1 protein-coding gene (cut by both window edges) is annotated in these 20,101 nt (G+C 68.5%); it reads left to right on the top strand.

All 20,101 nt of this window come from inside a single coding sequence — locus tag ACQPXH_RS05590, non-ribosomal peptide synthase/polyketide synthase (RefSeq protein WP_433603317.1), on the top strand. Of the gene's 44,772 coding nucleotides, 15,818 precede the window and 8,853 follow it; the stretch shown corresponds to coding positions 15,819-35,919 — codons 5,273 (partial) to 11,973 (complete); the first complete codon in view begins at position 2. Both the start codon and the stop codon lie outside the window.

Here is a 20,101-nt window from a genome sequence, read left to right on the forward strand (position 1 = left end):
GGTGCACGTGTCCTACCGTGCGCTGGACGCCGCGACCATCGCCGCCGCCTCCGGCAGCGTGGTCGGCCGCGCCATCGCGGGTCTGCGCGTGTACGTCCTCGACAACCGGCTGCGGCCGGTGCCGGTCGGCGTCGCGGGCGAAATGTATGTCGCGGGACCGCAGTTGGCTCGCGGCTACCTCGGCCGCTCGGACCTGACCACCACCCGCTTCGTCGCGAACCCCCTCGCCGACGCGGAGGCCGCGGGCACACGCCTGTACCGCTCCGGCGACCTCGCGCGCTGGAACCGCTTCGGCGAACTCGAATACCTGGGCCGCGCCGACGATCAGGTCAAGGTGCGCGGCTTCCGCATCGAACTCGGTGAAATCGAATCCGCCATACTGGCCCAGCCGGGCATCGCCCAGGCCGCTGTCATCGTGCGCGAGGACCAGCCGGGCGATCAGCGGATCGTGGCCTACGTGGTCGCCGAACCCGATGTGATCCCGGACCTCGACGTGGTGCGCAGCGGTGCGGCGCAACGCCTTCCGTCCTACATGGTGCCCGCGGCGCTGGTACGGCTCGAGTGGATTCCGTTGACCGTCAACGGCAAGCTGGACCGTCGCGCGCTGCCCGCGCCCGCGGTGCAGGCCAAGGCTTTCCGCGCACCGGTGACGCCGGTGCAGGAGACCGTCGCCGCGGTCTTCGCCGATGTGCTCGACCTGCCCAGGGTCGGTGTCGACGACGACTTCTTCGACCTCGGCGGCAACTCGCTCATCGCGACCAGGGTGGTCGCCCGGATCGGCGCGGCGCTCGGCACCACCGTCCCGGTGCGCGCGCTCTTCGAGGCCTCCACCGTGGAAGCGCTCGCGGCCCGGGTGGAATCGCATGCCGACGGCGCCGCGCGCGCCCGGCTCGTGGCCCGCCCGCGCAAGGCCGACGAACTCGTGCCGCTGTCGTTCGCGCAGCAGCGCATGTGGTTCCTGAACAAGTACGACACCACATCCGCGGCCTACAACCTTCCGGTCGCCATTCGCCTGACCGGTGCACTCGATATCGAGGCGCTGCGGCTGGCGGTGGCGGATGTGGTGCGCAGGCACGAATCGTTGCGCACCCGCTACCCGGAGCACGGCGGCACGCCGGTGCAGGTGATCGTGCCCGCCGACGCGATCGCGCTGGACCTGCAGCCGGTTTCGGTCGATCCGGCCGAGCTGACCGCGGTGGTGACCGAATTCGTGACCACCGGATTCGATGTGTCCGAACAGGCTCCACTGCGGACCAGGCTCTTCTCCGCAGGCGCCGATGAGCATGTGTTGGTCGTCGTGGTGCACCACATCGCGGCCGACGGCTTCTCCATCGGCCCGCTGACTCGCGACGTGATGCTCGCCTACACCGCGCGCGCCCAGGACGCCGCGCCCGGCTGGGCGCCGCTGCCGGTGCAGTACGCGGACTTCGCCATCTGGCAGCGCGAAGTCCTCGGCGCCGAGGACGATCCGACTTCGCTGATGGCGCGTCAGGTGGCGCATTGGAAGCGCGCGCTCGACGGCGTACCGGACGAACTGCCGCTGCCCACCGATCGGCCGCGTCCCGCGATCACCTCGCATCGCGGCGCGACCGTGCAGACCGAACTGCCCGCCGAACTCATCGCGGCGCTGGAAGGTATTGCGCGCCAACGCGGTGCGTCGCTGTTCATGGTGATGCACAGCGCGCTCACGGTGCTGCTGGCCCGCTTGTCGGGCACCGACGATATCGCCGTCGGCTCGCCCATCGCCGGACGCGGTGAGCAGGCGCTCGACGATCTCGTCGGCATGTTCGTCAACACCCTCGTGCTGCGCACCGGCGTCGATCAGTCCGAATCGTTCACGGCGCTGCTGGACCGGGTGCGCTCGACGGACCTGGATGCCTTCGGTAATGCCGACGTGCCGTTCGAACGGCTCGTGGAACTGCTCGCACCGGAACGCTCGCAGGCGCGCAACCCGCTGTTCCAGGTGATGCTCGCATTCCAGAACCTGGAGCGCACCGCACTCGAATTGCCGGGTCTGTCGGTGTCCGCACTGGACCTCGACGAGAATGTGGCCCGCTTCGACCTGCAGTTCACGCTGTCGGAAACCGGTTCCGCCGGAATGACTTCGGCGCTCACCTACGCCACCGAGCTGTTCGACGAGTCGACCGCCGAGCTGATCACGCAGCGTTGGCGGCGGGTGCTGGAGGCCATTGCCGCCGACCCGACGGTCGCGGTGGGTGCCATCGATGTGCTCGACGCGCAGGAGCGGGCCGAGCTCATTGCCCGCACCGGTGCACCGGCGGTGCCCGCGCGCACGCTGCCCGAGCTGCTGGCCGAGGCCGCCGCGATGGATCCGAAGGCGACCGCCGTGGTGTTCCAGGGGACACGTGTGGCCTACGGCGACCTCGACGAGCGCTCGAACCGGTTGGCGCGCTTGCTCATTGCCGAGGGCATCGGCACCGAGGATCTGGTCGCCGTCGGCGTGCCGCGGTCCGCGGATTCGGTCTTCGCCGCCTGGGCGGTATCGAAGACGGGTGCGGCATTCGTGCCCGTCGACCCGAACTACCCGGCCGAGCGCATCGCGCACATGGTCACCGATTCCGGTTCCCCCGTCGGTCTCACCGTCGCGGCGGTTCGTGACGGCCTGCCGGATTCGGTGCGCTGGCTGGTGCTCGACGAGCTCGACCTGGACGGATTCGACGGCGGGCCGATCACCGACGCCGACCGGGTCCGCCCGCTGCGTCCGGCGCATCCGGCCTACGTCATCTACACCTCGGGCTCCACCGGTGTGCCCAAGGGTGTCGTGGTCACCCATGCCGGACTCGCGAACTTCAGCGTCGAGCAGATCGTGCGCTACGACCTCGATTCCGGTTCGCGCGCACTGCATTTCGCCTCGCCCAGCTTCGACGCCTCGATCCTGGAACTGCTGCTCGCGGTCGGCGCGGGCGGTGCGCTCGTGGTGACGCCGCCCGGCGTGTACGGCGGTGAGGAACTGTCCGAGCTGATCCGCACCGAGCGGGTCACGCACGCGTTCATCACACCCGCCGCGCTGGCCACGTTCGATCCGACCGGCCTCGACTCGCTGCGAGTACTGGTCGCCGGTGGCGAGGCGGTGCCGGCGGATCTGGTCGCCAAGTGGGCGGTGCCGTTGGAGAACGGTTCCGTCCGCAGCTTCCACAACGGTTACGGTCCGACCGAGACCACCATCATGACCAATATCAGCGAGCCGCTGGTGGCCGGTGACACGGTGGTGATCGGTGCGCCGATCCGCGGCATGCAGTCGCTGATCCTGGACGCCCAGCTCCGGCCGGTGCCGGTGGGTGTCGCGGGTGAGCTGTATCTGTCGGGCATCCAGCTGGCGCGCGGCTATCACGCCCGCGCCGGGCTGAGCGCCGAACGTTTCGTGGCCAACCCTTATGTCGCGGGTGCGCGCATGTACCGCACCGGTGACGTGGTGCGCTGGAGTCGTACCGGCGAGGTCGAATATGTGGGCCGCTCCGACTTCCAGGTCAAGGTGCGTGGTTTCCGCATCGAACTCGGTGAGATCGACGCGGCGCTGGCATCGCACGAGACCGTCGACTTCGCGGTCACCGTCGGCCACAAGGGCGCGGCGGGCGCGACCTCGCTGGTGTCGTATGTGGTTGCGGTACCGGGTCATTCGATCGATGTCGCCGAGCTGACCGCGCACGTCGAGGAACGCCTGCCCGCGTACATGGTGCCGTCGTCGGTGATGGTGATCGACCACATCCCGCTGACCCCGGTCGGCAAGCTGGACCGCAAGGCCCTGCCGGAGCCGGTATTCGCGACCGAGGTGGTCTTCCGCGCACCGCGCACGCCGATCGAGCACACCATTGCCGAGGTCTTCGCCGAGGTGCTCGGCGTCGAGCGCGTCGGTGTCGACGATTCGTTCTTCGCCCTCGGCGGCGACAGCATCGTGTCCATCCAGCTGGTTTCGCGGGCCAGGGCGCGCGGTGTGGTCTTCACCCCGCGCAATGTCTTCGAGCAGCGCACCGTGGCCGGACTCGCCGCGGTCGCCGAGACCGCCGACAGCACCGATACCGCCGTCGAGGCGCTGGCCGAGCTGCCCGGTGGCGGCGTCGGTGCCATGGCGCTGACCCCGGTGGTCCGGTTCATGGCGCAGCGGCAGGGTTCGTTCGGCCGGTTCAACCAGACCATGGCGCTCGAATTGCCGGTCGGCATCGACCGCGCGGGCATCGCGAAAACCGTTGCCGCGGTGGTCGACCGCCACGACATGCTACGGGCGCGACTGTACCGCGAGGATGCCGACTGGACCCTCGAGACCGTCGAGCCGGGCACCATCGACGTGGACGCGCTGATCGATCGCACCGAATTCGATGCCGGTATCGACGACGCGGCATTGTTCGAAATCGCTTCCGCCGCATTGGATTCCACACTGGATCGACTCGACCCGGCGGCGGGTGTAGTGATTCGCTTCGTCTGGCTGGAACCGTCGGACGGCAGCCGCGGCGGTCGCCTCATCGTGGCGGCGCATCACCTCGTGGTGGACGGTGTCTCCTGGCGCATCCTGGTGCCGGACTTCGTCGCCGCCTGGGGCCAGCTCACCGCGGGCCAGCAACCGCAGCTCGTCGCGCCCGCGACCTCGATGCGGGCCTGGGCGGACGCGCTGCGACGCGAAGCCGAAAGCGCCGAGCGGGTGGCCGAACTGGACTACTGGCGTTCGGTGGTCGGCACGGCCGATCCGCTGCTGACCGAGCGTGCGCTGGATCCGGCCGTGGATACCTCGGGCGCCATCGAGAAGCTGCAGGTCGAGGTGTCGGCCGAGGTCACCAAGGCGCTGCTGACCACCGTGCCCGCGCTGTTCCACGGCGGCGTCAACGACGGTCTGCTCACCGCGCTCGCCCTGGCGACCGCGAAGTGGCGTGCGGGCCGCACCACCGCGCGCGCCGACGATGCGCTGCTGATCCGCCTGGAGGGCCACGGCCGCGAAGAGGGCATCGTGCCCGGTGCGGATCTCTCGCGCACCGTCGGCTGGTTCACCGCGATCTTCCCGGTCCGCTTCGACCTGTCCGGCATCGATATCGATGCCGCGCTGACCGGCGGTCCCGCGCTCGGCAAGGCCGTCAAGGCGGTCAAGGAGCAACTGCTCGCGGTGCCGGACAAGGGCATCGGCTACGGCCTGCTGCGCTACATGAACGAAGCAACCGCGACGGAACTGCCCGTCGAACAGCCGGGCCAGGTGAGCTTCAACTACCTGGGCCGCGTCTCCGAGGGCGATGTGCCCGAGGCGCTGCGCGGCTTCGGCTGGATCCCGGCCGCCGAACTCGGTGCGCTCGGCGGCGCCTACAACGCGGATATGCCCGCGATGGCTCCGCTGGACATCAATGCCATCGTGGTCGGCGACAAGCTGACCGCCAATATCGGCTACCCGAGCACCCTGCTCGATGCCGCGCAGGTCCGCGAATTCGGCGAACTGTGGACCACCGCACTGGAAGCGGTTGCCCGGCACGCCAATTCGAACGGCGCGGGTGGGCACACACCGTCGGACTTCGCCCTGATGCGCTCGGCGCGGGGCGGCTCGGGGCGGGAGCTGACACAGCGCGATATCGACAACTGGGAGCAGCGCTTCCCGGCACTTGCCGATATCTGGCCGTTGTCCGCACTGCAGGCGGGTCTGCTGTTCCACGCGCAGCTGGCCGCCACTTCGGTGGACGTCTACACCGCGCAGGCCGTGCTGACGCTCACCGGCCGGCTGGACCCGACCCGATTGCGTTCGGCCGCACAGGCTCTGGTGGATCGCTACGAGAACCTGCGCACCGCGTTCGTCACCGATAACGACGGCAACCCGGTCCAGATCGTCCTCGACAACGCCCGGGTCGCCTGGGCCGAGCACGACCGGATCGAATCCGGCGAGGCCGCCGATCTCATCGCCGCCGACCGCACCCAGCGCTTCGATCTGACCGCGCCGCCGCTCGTCCGCTTCACGCTGATCCAAACCGCTTCGGCGGCGGGCCCGGAGGCGGTAGCGGAGCGTGACCACACTGCGGCGCGAGCGACGCACCCGGAGGCGGTAGCGGAGCGTAACCACGGAGGGGGCCGGGAGCGCCGCGAATCAGACACAGGAACCCGCGGCCGCCGCCAATCGGACACCGGCAGCTGGCAGTTCGTGGTCTCCAACCACCACATCCTGCTCGACGGCTGGTCCATGCCGCTGCTCATGCGGGATCTGCTGGTGCTCTACGCGGCACACGCCGATGCCAATGTGCTGCCTGCGGTGCGCTCCTACCGGCACTTCCTGGAATGGACCAGGCAGCAGGATCACGCGGCCTCGGTGGCCGTGTGGACCGAAGCACTGCGCGGTGTCAGCGAACCGACGCTGCTGTCCCGCCCGGATGCGACCCGCGAAATCACCTCGCTGTCCGGCGAATACTTCTTCGAGCTGGACGAGCAGGCGACCGCGCGACTCACCGCACTCGCCGCCTCGCTCGGCGTCACGCCGAATACCGTGCTCCAGGTCGCCTGGGGCATCTTGATCGGCCGGATGACCAGCCGTGACGATGTGCTGTTCGGTACCACCGTGTCCGGCCGTCCGGCACAGCTGTCCGGCGTCGAGTCGATGGTCGGCCTGTTCATCAATACCGTTCCGGTGCGGGTGCGCTTCGATCCGTCGGAATCGGTGGAGCAGTTGCTCACCCGGACCCAGGGCGAGCAGGCGGATCTGCTCGATCACCACTATGTCGGCCTGGCCGATATCCAGTCCGCCGCCGGCATCGGCGGTCTGTTCGACACCCTGGTGGTATTCGAGTCCTACCCGGTCGATGCCGAAGGCATCCGGGCGCAGGCCGCCGATATCGATGGCATGGCCGTGGCCGATATGCAGGCCGCCGACGCCACGCACTATCCGCTGACCCTGATCGCGCAGCTGGACTCCCAGCTGCGGGTGCGCGCGGGCTACCTGCGCGACCTGTTCGACGAGCAGACGGTGCGCCGCATCGCCGACCGCCTGGTGCGGGTGCTCACCGCGATCACCACCGAACCCGCCGCGGTTGTCGGCGATATCGAACTGCTCGACACCACCGAGCGCAAGCTGGTGGTGTCCGATTGGAACGACACCGCACACGATGTGGACGCTGTGCTGTCGGCTCGCTCCGCAGGCTCCGCTCACGGGGCGTTGTCGGCTCGCTCCGCAGGCTCCGCTCACGGGGCGTTGTCGGCTCGCTCCGCAGGCTCCGCTCACGGGGCGTTGTCGGCTCGCTCCGCAGGCTCCGCTCACGGGACCACGCTGGTCTCGATGTTCGAGGCCCAGCTCGCGGCAACTCCCGACGCGACCGCGCTGACGTTCGAGGGGACCAGTCTGACCTACGCCGAGTTCGGCACCCGGGTCTACAGCCTGTCGCGCTGGCTCATCGAACGCGGTGTCGGCCCGGAATCGTATGTGGCCCTGGGCATGCGGCGCTCCATCGATCTGGTGGTCGGCATGTACGCGGTGGCCGTCGCCGGTGGCGCGTACGTGCCGCTGGATCCGGATCATCCGGCCGAGCGCACGGAATACATTCTCGCCACCGCCGATCCGGTCTGCGTGCTGACCTCCGGCGACGATCTGAAGATCGACACCGCCCAGGTGCGCATCGATCTGCTCGACCTGTTCGGGCTTTCGGACCAGCCGGTGACCGAGGCGGAACGGCGTGCGCCGCTGCGCCCGTCGAATACCGCGTACGTGATCTTCACCTCGGGTTCGACCGGTCGTCCGAAGGGTGTGACGGTCAGCCATGCCGCGATCGTGAACCGGCTGGTGTGGATGCAGTCGGCCTACGGGCTGACCGGCGCCGACGCCGTACTGCAAAAGACGCCCGCCACCTTCGACGTTTCGGTGTGGGAGTTCTTCTGGCCGTTGCAGATCGGTGCGCGGCTGGTCATCGCGAAGCCGGACGGGCACCGCGATCCGGCCTACCTCGCCGAGATCATTACCGCGGAGCGGGTCACCGTCACCCACTTCGTGCCGTCCATGCTGTCGGTCTTCGTGGCCGATGCGGCCGCGGCGCGGTGTGATTCGCTGCGACTGGTATTCGCCTCCGGTGAGGCGCTGCCGCCCAAGCCCGCGCATCGCCTGCGCGAGCTGACCGGTGCGGCGCTGCACAACCTGTACGGCCCGACCGAGGCCGCGGTCGACGTCACCTTCCACGAGGTGGTCGCGACCGACACCGACACCGTGCCGATCGGTGCGCCGGTCTTCAATACCCAGGTCTACGTGCTCGATTCGCGGCTACGTCCGGTGCCGGTCGGTGTCGCGGGCGAGCTGTACCTCGCGGGCACCCAGCTGGCGCGCGGCTATGTCGCGCGTCCGGATCTGACCAGCGATCGGTTCGTCGCGAACCCGTTCGCCACCGACGGCGCGCGCATGTACCGCACCGGCGACCTGGTGGCCTGGACGGCCGACGGTGAGCTGGATTACCTGGGCCGCACCGACTTCCAGGTGAAGCTGCGCGGTCTGCGCATCGAACTCGGCGAGATCGAGCAGGCGCTTACCGCGCTGGACGAGATCGCCCAGGCCGTCGTCGTGGTGCGCGGTGATCAGCACACCGGCGACCAGCTCGTCGCGTATATCATCGCGACGCCGAACCTGCGGCTGGATATCGAGACGGTGCGCGAGGACCTGGCGCGGCAGCTGCCCGCGTACATGGTCCCGTCGGTGGTCATCGTGCTCGATGCCTTCCCGCTCAACGCCTCGGGCAAGCTGGATCGAAAGGCACTGCCCGCACCGGTGTTCGAGGCCGCGGTATTCCGCGCGCCGACCACGCCGATCGAGGAGATCATCGCGGCCACCTACGCCGATGTGCTCGGCCTGGAACGCGTCGGTCTCGACGACGATTTCTTCGCACTCGGCGGTAACTCGCTGAGCGCCACCCAGGTCGCCGCCCGGCTCTCGGCCGCACTGGATACCGATCTCGGTGTCCGCGAACTGTTCGAGGCGTCCTCGGTGGCCGCGCTCGCGGCCCGCGCGGAGTCTCGTGCCGGTGCCGGTGCGCGCATGGCCCTGGTGCCGCAGCAGCGTCCCGAGCGGGTGCCGCTGTCGCTGGCCCAGCAGCGCATGTGGTTCCTCAACCGCTTCGATCCGGAATCGGCCGTGGACAATATCCCGGCCGCGGTGCGGCTGTCGGGTCTGCTCGACCGGCAGGCACTGCAGATCGCGGTCGCCGATGTGCTGGCCCGCCACGAATCGCTGCGCACCTTCTACCCGGAGTACGACGGCACCGCCTACCAGCAGGCCGTCTCCACCGCCCGGGTGATCCCGGATCTGACGCCCATCGATGTCACCGAAGCCGAACTGCCGCAGCGCGTCGCGGAGGTCATCCTGACCGGCTTCGACGTCACCGCCGAAGTTCCGTTCCGGGCCAAGCTGTTCGAGATCAGCCCGACCGAACATGTGCTCGCCCTCGTGGTGCACCACATTTCGGCCGACGGCTTCTCGATGGGTCCGCTCACCCGTGACGTGATGACGGCCTATGCCGCGCGCGTCGAGGGCGGCGAACCTGCCTGGCGTCCGCTCGACGTGCAGTACGCCGACTTCGCGCTGTGGCAGCGCGCGGTGCTCGGCGCCGAATCCGATCCGGAATCGGTGATCTCGGCGCAGATCGAGTTCTGGTCCGAGACTTTGCGCGGTCTGCCCGAACAGCTCGACCTGCCCGCCGACCGGCCGCGTCCGGCGGTGGCGTCGGGTCGCGGTGCGACGCACGTGTTCGAGATCGATGCCGAAACCCACGGCAAGCTCACCGAACTCGCGCGCACCAGGGGCACGACGCTGTTCATGGTCGCGCACACTGCGCTGGCCGTGCTGCTGTCGCGGTTGTCCGGCGAGGAAGACATCGCGATCGGTACGCCGATCGCGGGACGCGGTGAGCGCGCGCTCGACGATCTGATCGGCATGTTCGTCAACACCCTGGTGCTGCGGACCCCGATCGACGGCGCGGCCACCTTCACCGAACTGCTGCGCACCGTGCGCGGCATCGATATCGGCGCGTTCGGCCATGCCGACCTGCCGTTCGAGCGGCTGGTGGAGATCCTCAACCCGGCCCGTTCGCAGGCACGGCATCCGCTGTTCCAGGTGATGCTGTCGTTCCAGAACACCGGCCAGAACAGCCTGGCACTGCCCGGACTCACCGTCAGCGGTGTCGAACTGCCGATCGATGTGGCCAAGTTCGATCTGCAGCTGGTGCTCTCGGAGCAGACCGCGACCCCGATCAGCACCTCGAACGGTGCGGGTGCCACCACGGTCGCGCCTTCGGGCATCGTCGGCGAATTGATCTACGCCACGGATCTTTTCGACGCGGACACCATGGCGGCGTTCGGACAGCGGTTCAACCGGCTGCTGCGAGCCGTCGCGGCCGAACCGGATCGGGCCATCGGCGATATCGACCTGCTCGATGCGTCCGAAGCCGAACTGGCACTGCGTGGCTGGAACGACACCGAGCGCGATCTCGGTGCGGTCGGCACGCTGGTCGACGCATTCGCCGCGCAGGCAGCGGCGACGCCGGACGCGGTCGCGATCGTGGACCCGGCGACGGGTGCGGCACTGACCTACGCCGAATTCGGTGCCCGCGTGCACCGCTTGGCACGTCGCCTCATCGCGGATGGGGTCGGCCCGGAGAGCTTGGTGGCCCTCGGTCTCCGGCGCTCCGTCGACCTTGTTGTCGCGGCGTACGCCGTGCAGGAGGCCGGTGGCGGCTATGTGCCACTCGACCTCGATCAGCCCACCGAGCGGATCAGCTATGTGCTCGAGTCGGCCGCGCCGGTGTGTGTACTGACCACTTCGCGTGACGACTTCGACGGCACCGGTCTGTCCACGATCGTCATCGATGACCTGGATCTGTCCGAGTACTCGGATGAGCCGGTCACCGATGCGGAGCGGATCGCACCGCTGCGGGCGGAGAACACCGCGTACGTCATTTTCACCTCCGGTTCGACCGGTCGGCCGAAGGGTGTGGCCGTGCCGCACGCGGCCGTGGTCAACCAGATCCGTTGGATCACCGGTGAATACGGCATCGGTGCCGATGACGTCGTGCTGTTCAAGACCCCTGCCACCTTCGACGTGTCGGTGTGGGAACTGTTCGGCCCGCTGAGCACCGGTGGCCGGATCGTGGTGGCCGGCCCGGACGGCCATCGCGACCCGCAGTACCTGGCCGATGTGATCGCGGCCGAGCGCGTCACCATGACCTCGTTCGTGCCCTCGATGCTGAGTGTCTTCGCGAGCAGCGTCGACGCGGCTGTCGGCAGCGACGCGCTGGCATCGCTGCGCGCACTGCTCATCGCCGGTGAGGCATTCACCGCCGATGCCGCGAACGCCATCCGCCGGGTCAGCTCGGCCCAGCTCTACAACCTCTACGGCCCGACCGAATTCACCGTCCACGCGACCCACGGCCCGGTGGCCGACAAGGTCGAGGGCGCGGTGCCGATCGGCCTGCCGGTGTGGAATGCGCAGGCGTACGTACTGGATTCGCGCCTGCATCCGGTCGCGCCGGGTGTCGCGGGTGAGTTGTATCTGGCCGGTGCGCAGTTGGCGCGCGGTTACTTCGGGCGCACCGATCTGACCGCGGATCGCTTCGTGGCCAACCCGTTCGACGCGCCGGGCACCCGCATGTACCGCACCGGTGACCTGGTGACCCGGGCCGCCGACGGTTCGATCGTCTACCTCGGCCGTACCGACTTCCAGGTGAAACTGCGCGGTCTGCGCGTCGAACTCGGTGAGATCGAAACCGCCCTCACCACACACGATTCGGTGGCCCAGGCCGTGGCGCTGGTGCGTTCGGATGCCAGGACCGGTGATCAGCTGGTCGGCTACGTGGTACCCGCGAACGGCGCCACCGTCGACATCGACGCGCTGCGCACCCACCTGACCGCGCAGTTGCCGTCGTACATGGTTCCCGCGGCGCTCATGGTGCTCGAAGCCATGCCGCTCAACCCCAACGGCAAGCTCGACCGCCGCGCGCTGCCCGAACCCGCCTTCGAGGCCAAGGAATTCCGCGCTCCGTCGACCCCGATCGAAGAGATCGTGGCCGATACCTTCGCCGAGGTGCTCGGTCTGTCGACCGCGGACGGCGCGCGCCCGGTCGGCCTGGACGACGACTTCTTCGACCTCGGCGGTAACTCGCTGATCGCCACCCAGGTGGTCGCTCGTCTGGGCGCGGCACTCGACACCCGCATTCCAGTGCGGCTGCTGTTCGAGGCGCCCAATGTCGCCGCGCTCGCCGCGCGGATGGACGGGCAGCAGGGCACCGGCGGACGCCGGGAACTGACGGCCGGACCGCGGCCGGAACAGATTCCGCTCTCGCTGGCCCAGCAGCGGATGTGGTTCCTCAACCGCTTCGACAACCAGACCGCCGTCAACAACATCCCGCTGGCGGTCCGGCTCACCGGCGCACTCGACACCGATGCGCTGCGCATGGCCGTCGCCGACGTGATGGACCGGCACGAGGTGCTGCGCACCGTCTACCCGGAGACCGCCGACGGTCACGGTGTGCAGGTCGTGCTGCCCACCGGTCAGGTCCACCTCGACCTGACCCCGCTCGTGGTGTCCGAGACCGATATTCGCGATCGCATCAGCGAACTGGTGCTGACCGGCTTCGACGTGACCGCCGAAGTTCCGGTGCGCGCTAAGCTGTTCCGGCTCGAGTCGCCTGCGGGAGCGGAGCCTGCGCAGCGACCAGAAGATGCGGGAGCGGAGCCTGCGCAGCGACCAGAAGATGCGGGAGCGGAGCCTGCGCAGCGACCAGAAGATGCGGGAGCGGAGCCTGCGCAGCGACCAGAACCTACCGACGGCTCGTCGACGGAAACCCACGTGCTGGTCTTCGTGGTGCACCACATCTCCGGTGACGGCTGGTCGGTGCGTCCGCTGGCTCGCGATGTGATGGTCGCCTACGTGGCCCGCACCCGCGGCGAATCGCCTGCCTGGACGCCGCTGGCGGTGCAGTACGCCGACTTCGCGCTCTGGCAGCGCGACACCCTCGGCTCCGAGGACGATCCGGAATCGCTGATCGCCCAGCAGGTTGCCTACTGGTCGCGGAATCTGGCCGGACTGCCCGACCAGCTGGATCTGCCGTCGGATCGTTCGCGCCCTGCCGTCGCGTCCAACCGCGGTGACGTCTACGAATTCGGGATCGACGCGCAGTTGCTGACCGAGCTCAACGCACTGGCCCGCGCGAACGGCGCGAGCCTGTTCATGGTGGTGCACGCCGCGTTTGCCGCCCTATTGTCCCGTTTGTCCGTCAGCGACGATATCGCCATCGGCACCGCGGTCGCGGGTCGTGGTGAGGCCGTGCTCGACGACGCGATCGGCATGTTCGTCAATACGCTCGTGCTGCGCACGCCGGTCGATTCCGGCGCGTCCTTCGCCGACTTGGTCGCGCGGGCACGCGAAACCGATCTGGCCGCCTTCGGCCACGCCGACCTGCCGTTCGAGCGGCTGGTCGACATCCTCAACCCGGCCCGTTCACAGGCGCGGCATCCGCTGTTCCAGGTGATGCTGTCGTTCCAGAACACCGGTGAGGCATCGTTCGAACTGCCCGGTCTCGAGGTGGCGGGTGTGCCGCTCGACGTGGTGACCGCGAAGTTCGATCTGCACCTGAACCTGGCCGACCGGCTCGACGCGGCCGGGAATGCGGACGGCATGACCGCCGAATTCGCCTACGCGACGGATATGTTCGACGCGAAGACGATCGCCGGTGTCGCCACGCGCCTCATCCGCCTGCTGCGGGCAGTGGTCGCGGATCCGGCCGTCGCGGTCGGTGACGTCGACCTGCTCGATGCCGCCGAGCACACCTTGGTGCTCGAGAAGTGGAACGAAACGGCCCATGTCGTCGATGTCCAGGCAACCCTGGTCTCGATGTTCGAGGAGCAGGCGGTCCGGAGCCCGAAGTCGACCGCGTTGACGTTCGAGGGGACGAGTCTGTCCTACGGGGAGTTCACCGCCCGGGTGAATCGCCTTGCCCGGTACCTGGTTTCGCTGGGTGTCGGACCCGATTCGATGGTCGCACTCGGCATGCGCCGATCCTTCGAGCTGGTGATCGGCATGTACGCGGTGAGCGTGGCCGGTGGCGCGTATGTGCCGCTGGATCCGGATCATCCGGCCGACCGCACCCGCTATGTGCTCGACACCGCGCAGCCGGTCTGCGTGCTGACCACCGCGGCCGACGAGTTCGACGCGGGCTCGACACCGACGCTCGAGATCGAGGCACTGGATCTGTCGGCATACTCCGACGAACCGCTGATCGATGCGGAACGCCTTGCGCCGCTGCGGCCTTCGAATACCGCGTACGTGATCTTCACCTCGGGTTCGACCGGTCGTCCGAAGGGTGTGGCCGTCAGCCATGCCGCGATCGTCAACCGTTTGGTCTGGATGCAGGCCGAATACGGGCTGGATCGCGGCGATGTGGTGTTGCAGAAGACGCCCGCCACCTTCGACGTGTCGGTATGGGAATTCTGGTGGCCGCTGCAGGTCGGCGCGCGCCTGGTCATCGCGAAGCCGGACGGCCATCGCGATCCGGCCTACCTGGTCCAGACGATTGCCGAGGAGCAGGTCACCACGGTGCACTTCGTGCCGTCCATGCTGTCGGTCTTCGTGGCCGACGACCGGGCGGGCGAATGCTTCGACCTGCGCAATGTCTTCGCCTCCGGTGAGGCGCTGCCCGCGGTCACCGCACAGCGGTTGCGCGAGCTGACCGGTGTCTGGCTGCACAACCTGTACGGCCCGACCGAGGCCGCGGTCGACGTCACCTATCACGAGGTCACCGATGCCGATACGGTGTCGGTCCCGATCGGTGCGCCGGTCTTCAACACCCAGGTGTATGTGCTGGATTCGCGCCTGCACCCGGTTCCGGTCGGTGTCGCGGGTGAGCTGTACCTCGCGGGCGAGCAGTTGGCGCGCGGCTATGTGGCGCGTCCGGATCTGACCGCGGATCGCTTCGTGGCCAACCCGTTCGGCACCGGCGGGCGCATGTACCGCACCGGTGACCTTGTCACCTGGACCGGCGACGGTGAGCTGGAATACCTGGGCCGCACCGACTTCCAGGTGAAACTGCGCGGTCTGCGGATCGAGCTCGGCGAGATCGAATCGGCGCTCACCGCGCTGGGGACGATCGCGCAGGCGGCCGTGCTGGTCCGCTCCGACGACCGCCTCGGTGATCAGCTGGTCGCGTATGTGATCGCGGCGGCGGATCGTTCGATCGATATCGACCAGGTGCGCGGCGAACTCGCGGGCGAGCTGCCCGCGTACATGGTGCCGACCGCCTTCGTCGTACTGGACGCGTTCCCGCTCAACGCTTCCGGCAAGCTGGATCGCAAGGCGCTGCCCGCGCCGGTCTTCGAGGCGAAGGTGTTCCGCGCACCGTCCACCCCGATCGAGGAGATCGTGGCGGGCGTGTTCAGCGATGTGCTCGGCGTCGCGCGCGTCGGCCTGGACGACGACTTCTTCGAACTCGGCGGCAACTCACTGCTGGCCACCCAGGTGACCGCGCGCATCGGCGCGGCGCTGGATACCCAGCTCGCGGTCCGCGATCTGTTCGAGGCCTCGACGGTCGCCGCGCTGGCGGCCAAGGCCGAACACAATGCCGGATCCGGCCGCACCCGGCCGCGGCTGGTCGCGGGGGAGCGCCCGGCCCGGGTGCCGCTCTCGCCCGCACAGCAGCGGTACTGGTTCCTCAACCAGTTCGACACCACCACCTCGGCTGTGGACAACATCCCGCTCGCGGTGCGGTTGTCCGGTGAACTGGATGTGGCGGCGTTGGAAAAGGCGCTCGGCGATGTGTTCGCCAGGCACGAGGTGCTGCGGACCACCTACCCGAGTTCGGCCAGTGGCCCGCACCAGGTGATCCTGCCCGCCGACCAGGCCGTGCCGGAGCTGACCGTCACCGATATCTCGGAATCGGACCTGGTCGGCGCGGTGATCGAATTCGCGCTCACCACCTTCGATGTCACCGTGCAGGTGCCGCTGAAGGTGGGCCTGTTCCGGCTCGCCGAACAGGAACACGTGCTGGCGTTCACGGTGCACCATGTCGCGGCCGACGGTTCGTCGATGGGTCCGCTGGCCCGCGACGTCATGGCGGCGTATGTGGCACGGGCCCAGGGGGAGATCCCGCAGTGGCAGCCACTGCCGGTGCAGTACGCCGACTACGCGCTGTGGCAGCGTGCAGTGCTCGGCTCCGAAGAGGATCCGGAATCGCTTGCGGCACAGCAGGTCGCCTATTGGCAGTCCGCGCTCGCGGGCATGCCCGATCAGCTGGAGTTGCCGGCCGACCGGCCGCGCCCGCGCGCGCAGTCGTTCCAGGGCAAGGCGATTCGCTTCGAGATCGCACCGGACAAGCACGCCGAACTGCACGAGCTGGCGCGGGCCAATAACGCCTCGCTGTTCATGGTCACGCATGCGGCGCTGGCCGTACTGCTCTCGCGACTGTCGGGTACCGACGACATCGCGGTCGGCACCCCGATCGCGGGTCGCGGTGAACGCGAACTCGACGATCTGATCGGTATGTTCGTCAACACCTTGGTGTTCCGGACCATCATCGAGCCCGGTGACACCTTCGCCGACCTGCTCGCCGATGTGCGCGAGCGGGACCTCGAGGCATTCGCGAATGCCGATGTGCCGTTCGAGCGGCTGGTCGAGGTGCTCAACCCGGAGCGTTCGACGGCGCGCAATCCGCTGTTCCAGGTCGGACTCTCGTTCCAGAACCTGGCCGAGACCACCTTCACGCTGCCCGGCCTTTCGGTCAGCGCGGTGAACTTCGATTCGCAGCTGGCCAAGACCGATCTGCACGTCACGCTGTACGACCGCTACGCCGAGGACGGCACGCCCGCGCAGATCGTCGCCGAATTCGGCTACGCCACCGACCTGTTCGACGAGTCGACGGTGCAGGGCTTCGCCGACCGCTTCGTGCTGGTGCTCGATGCCGTATTGGCTGATGCCGATGTGCGGGTCGGCGAGATCGATCTGCTCTCGCCCGCCGAGAACGCGCGAATCCTGCGTGCCTGGAACGACACCGCGCACTCGCTCGACATCGACGCCTCGACCACGCTGGTGTCCCTGCTGGACGCCACCGTCGCGGCGAGCCCGGATGCGGTGGCGCTGGTGGCCGAGGACACGACGCTCACCTACGCCGAGTTGGACGGCCGGGCCAACCGCCTGGCGCGTCACCTGATCACGCTCGGTGTCGGCGCGGAGGACCGGGTGGCGCTGGCCATTCGGCGCTCGGTGGATCTCGTGGTCGCGATGTACGCGGTGGCGAAGTCGGGTGCGGCGTATGTGCCGATCGATCCCGATCAGCCCGCTGAGCGCACCGACTACATCCTGAGCACCGCGGCACCGGTCTGTGTGCTGACCACCGGTCGCGATGGTTTCGACAGCACCGTGGCCGCGGTGGTGTCGATCGATGAGCTGGATCTATCCGGTGTCGCGGACGGTCCGATCTCCGACGGCGACCGGCTGCGGCCACTGGCGGCGGCGAATACCGCGTATGTGATCTTCACCTCGGGCTCCACCGGCCAGCCGAAGGGCGTGGCGGTGCCGCATGCGGCGATCGTCAACCAGTTGCTGTGGAAGACAGCCGAATTCGGCCTGGCCGCCGATGACGCGGTGCTGCTGAAGACCGCGGCGACCTTCGACCTTTCGGTCTGGGAGTTCTGGTCGGCCGCCGTCTGCGGTGGCCGGTTGGTCATCGCCGACGCCGATGGTCACCGCGATCCCGCGTACCTCAACGAGTTGATGCGCTCCACCGGTGTCACGACACTGCACGTGGTGCCGTCGATGCTGGACGCGCTGCTCACCGAATCCGGTCGCCGCCTGCCGCAGTCGCTGCGGCGGGTGCTGGCGATCGGTGAGGCGCTGCCCGCGACGACCGCGCAGCGGTTCCGGCGGGACAACGCGGCCGAGCTGTTCAACCTCTACGGCCCCACCGAGGCCGCGGTGTCGATCACCGCGCACACCGTCACCGATGCCGACAATGTGTCGGTGCCGATCGGTGCTCCGGAGTGGAACAGCCAGGTGTACGTGCTGGATTCGCGGCTGCGTCCGGTACCGGTCGGTGTCTCCGGTGAGCTGTATCTGGCCGGTGCGCAGTTGGCGCGCGGCTACTTCGGGCGCGTCGACCTGACCGCGGATCGCTTCGTGGCCAACCCGTTCGGCGCAGCCGAGCGCATGTACCGCACTGGTGACCTGGTGGCCTGGAACAGCGAGGGCGGGCTGGAGTATCGCGGCCGCACCGACTTCCAGGTGAAGATCCGCGGTTTCCGGATCGAGCTCGGTGAGATCGAGGCGGCGCTGCTGCGCCAGCCCGAGGTCGCGGCCACCGCGGTGCTCGCGCACACCGACCCGAACCTGGGCGACCGGCTGGTCGCGTACGTGGTGCCCGAAGCCGATGAGTTCGACAACACGCGGCTGCAGTCGGCGCTGGCCGCCGAGCTGCCGTCCTACATGGTGCCGTCGGTCTTCCTCACCCTCGATGCGCTGCCGTTGAACGCGAACGGCAAGCTGGATCGAAAGGCATTGCCGGAGCCCACCTTCGAGAAGGCGGTCTTCCGCGCGCCGGTCACCCCGATCGAGGAGATCGTCGCGAATACCTTCGCCGAGGTGCTGCACCTCGGTTCCGGAGCGCAGGCACAGCGGCTCGGCCTGGACGACGACTTCTTCGCGTGGGGCGGTAACTCGCTGCTCGCGACGCAGGTCGCGGCGCGCCTCGGCGCGGCACTGAACACCCGCGTCCCGGTGCGACTGCTGTTCGAGGCGCCGACCGTCGGCGCACTGGCCATCCGGGTCGAACAGCAGGCCGACGGGCGCGGACGGCACGCCCTGGTCGCCGGTCCGCGGCCGGAACATATTCCGCTGTCGCTGGCACAGCAGCGGATGTGGTTCCTCAACCGCTTCGACACCCAGTCCGCCGCCTACAACGTCCCGATCGCGGTGCGGCTGACCGGCGCGCTCGACGTGGACGCACTGCGCGCCGCGATCGCGGATCTGGTGCGCAGGCACGAGGTCTTGCGCACCATCTACCCGGAGACCGAGTCGGGAGCGGTGCAACTGATTCTGCCGGTGGGACAGGCGATTCCGGAGCTGGACGTCCGAATGGTCACACCGGATCAGGTCGAAACCGCTGTGGTCGAGTTGATTTCGGCGCCGTTCGACGTGACCGCCGAGGTGCCGGTGCGGGTGCGGTTGTTCGAGATCGACACCGAAAGTTCGGCTCCCGAATACGTGATCGCGATGGTCGTGCACCATATCGCCGGTGACGGCTCCTCGATGGGACCGCTGACACGGGATCTGATGACGGCGTACGCGGCGCGCTCGGCGGGTGTCGCACCCAACTGGGCGCCGCTGGAGGTCCAGTACGCGGACTACAGCATCTGGCAGCGCGAACTGCTCGGCAGCGAGGACGATCCGGAATCGCTGATGTCCAAGCAGGTCGCCTACTGGCGGACCGCGCTGGCCGATCTGCCGGAGCAGCTGGACCTGCCCGCGGATCGTCCGCGGCCAGCGGTGCAGTCCTTCGCTGGTGGCACCGTCGAGGTGCGCATCGACGCCGACACCCACCGCGGTCTCAGCGGGGTGGCGCAGGCCGAGGGTGCGACGCTGTTCATGATCGTGCACACGGCGCTGGCCGTGTTGTTGTCCCGGCTGTCGGGCACGGACGACATCGCGATCGGTACGCCGATGGCGGGCCGCGGTGAGGCGGCGCTGAACGACCTGATCGGTACGTTCATCAATACCTTGGTGTTCCGTACCCGGCTGGATTCGGCCGAGCCGTTCGCGGATCTGCTCGGGCGGCAGCGGGAAACCGACATCCAGGCGTTCGCCAATGCCGATGTTCCGTTCGAGCGGTTGGTCGAGGTGCTGAACCCCGCGCGGTCGCAGGCGCGGCATCCGCTGTTCCAGGTGGGCCTGTCGTTCCAGAACCTGGCCCAGACCACCCTGGAATTGCCGGATCTCACGGTCTCGGGCGTGGACTTCGATACCCGCATCTCCCAGTTCGATCTGCATCTGATTCTCAGCGACCTGTACGACGAGTCCGGGGCTCCCGCGGGCATCGCAGGCATATTCACCTACGCCACCGATCTTTTCGACCGCAGCACGGTCGAAGGGTTCGCGGACCGGTTCACCAGGCTGCTC

Origin of the sequence: Nocardia sp. CA-135953 (assembly GCF_050955735.1) — a bacterium.
Taxonomy (GTDB): Bacteria; Actinomycetota; Actinomycetes; order Mycobacteriales; family Mycobacteriaceae; genus Nocardia.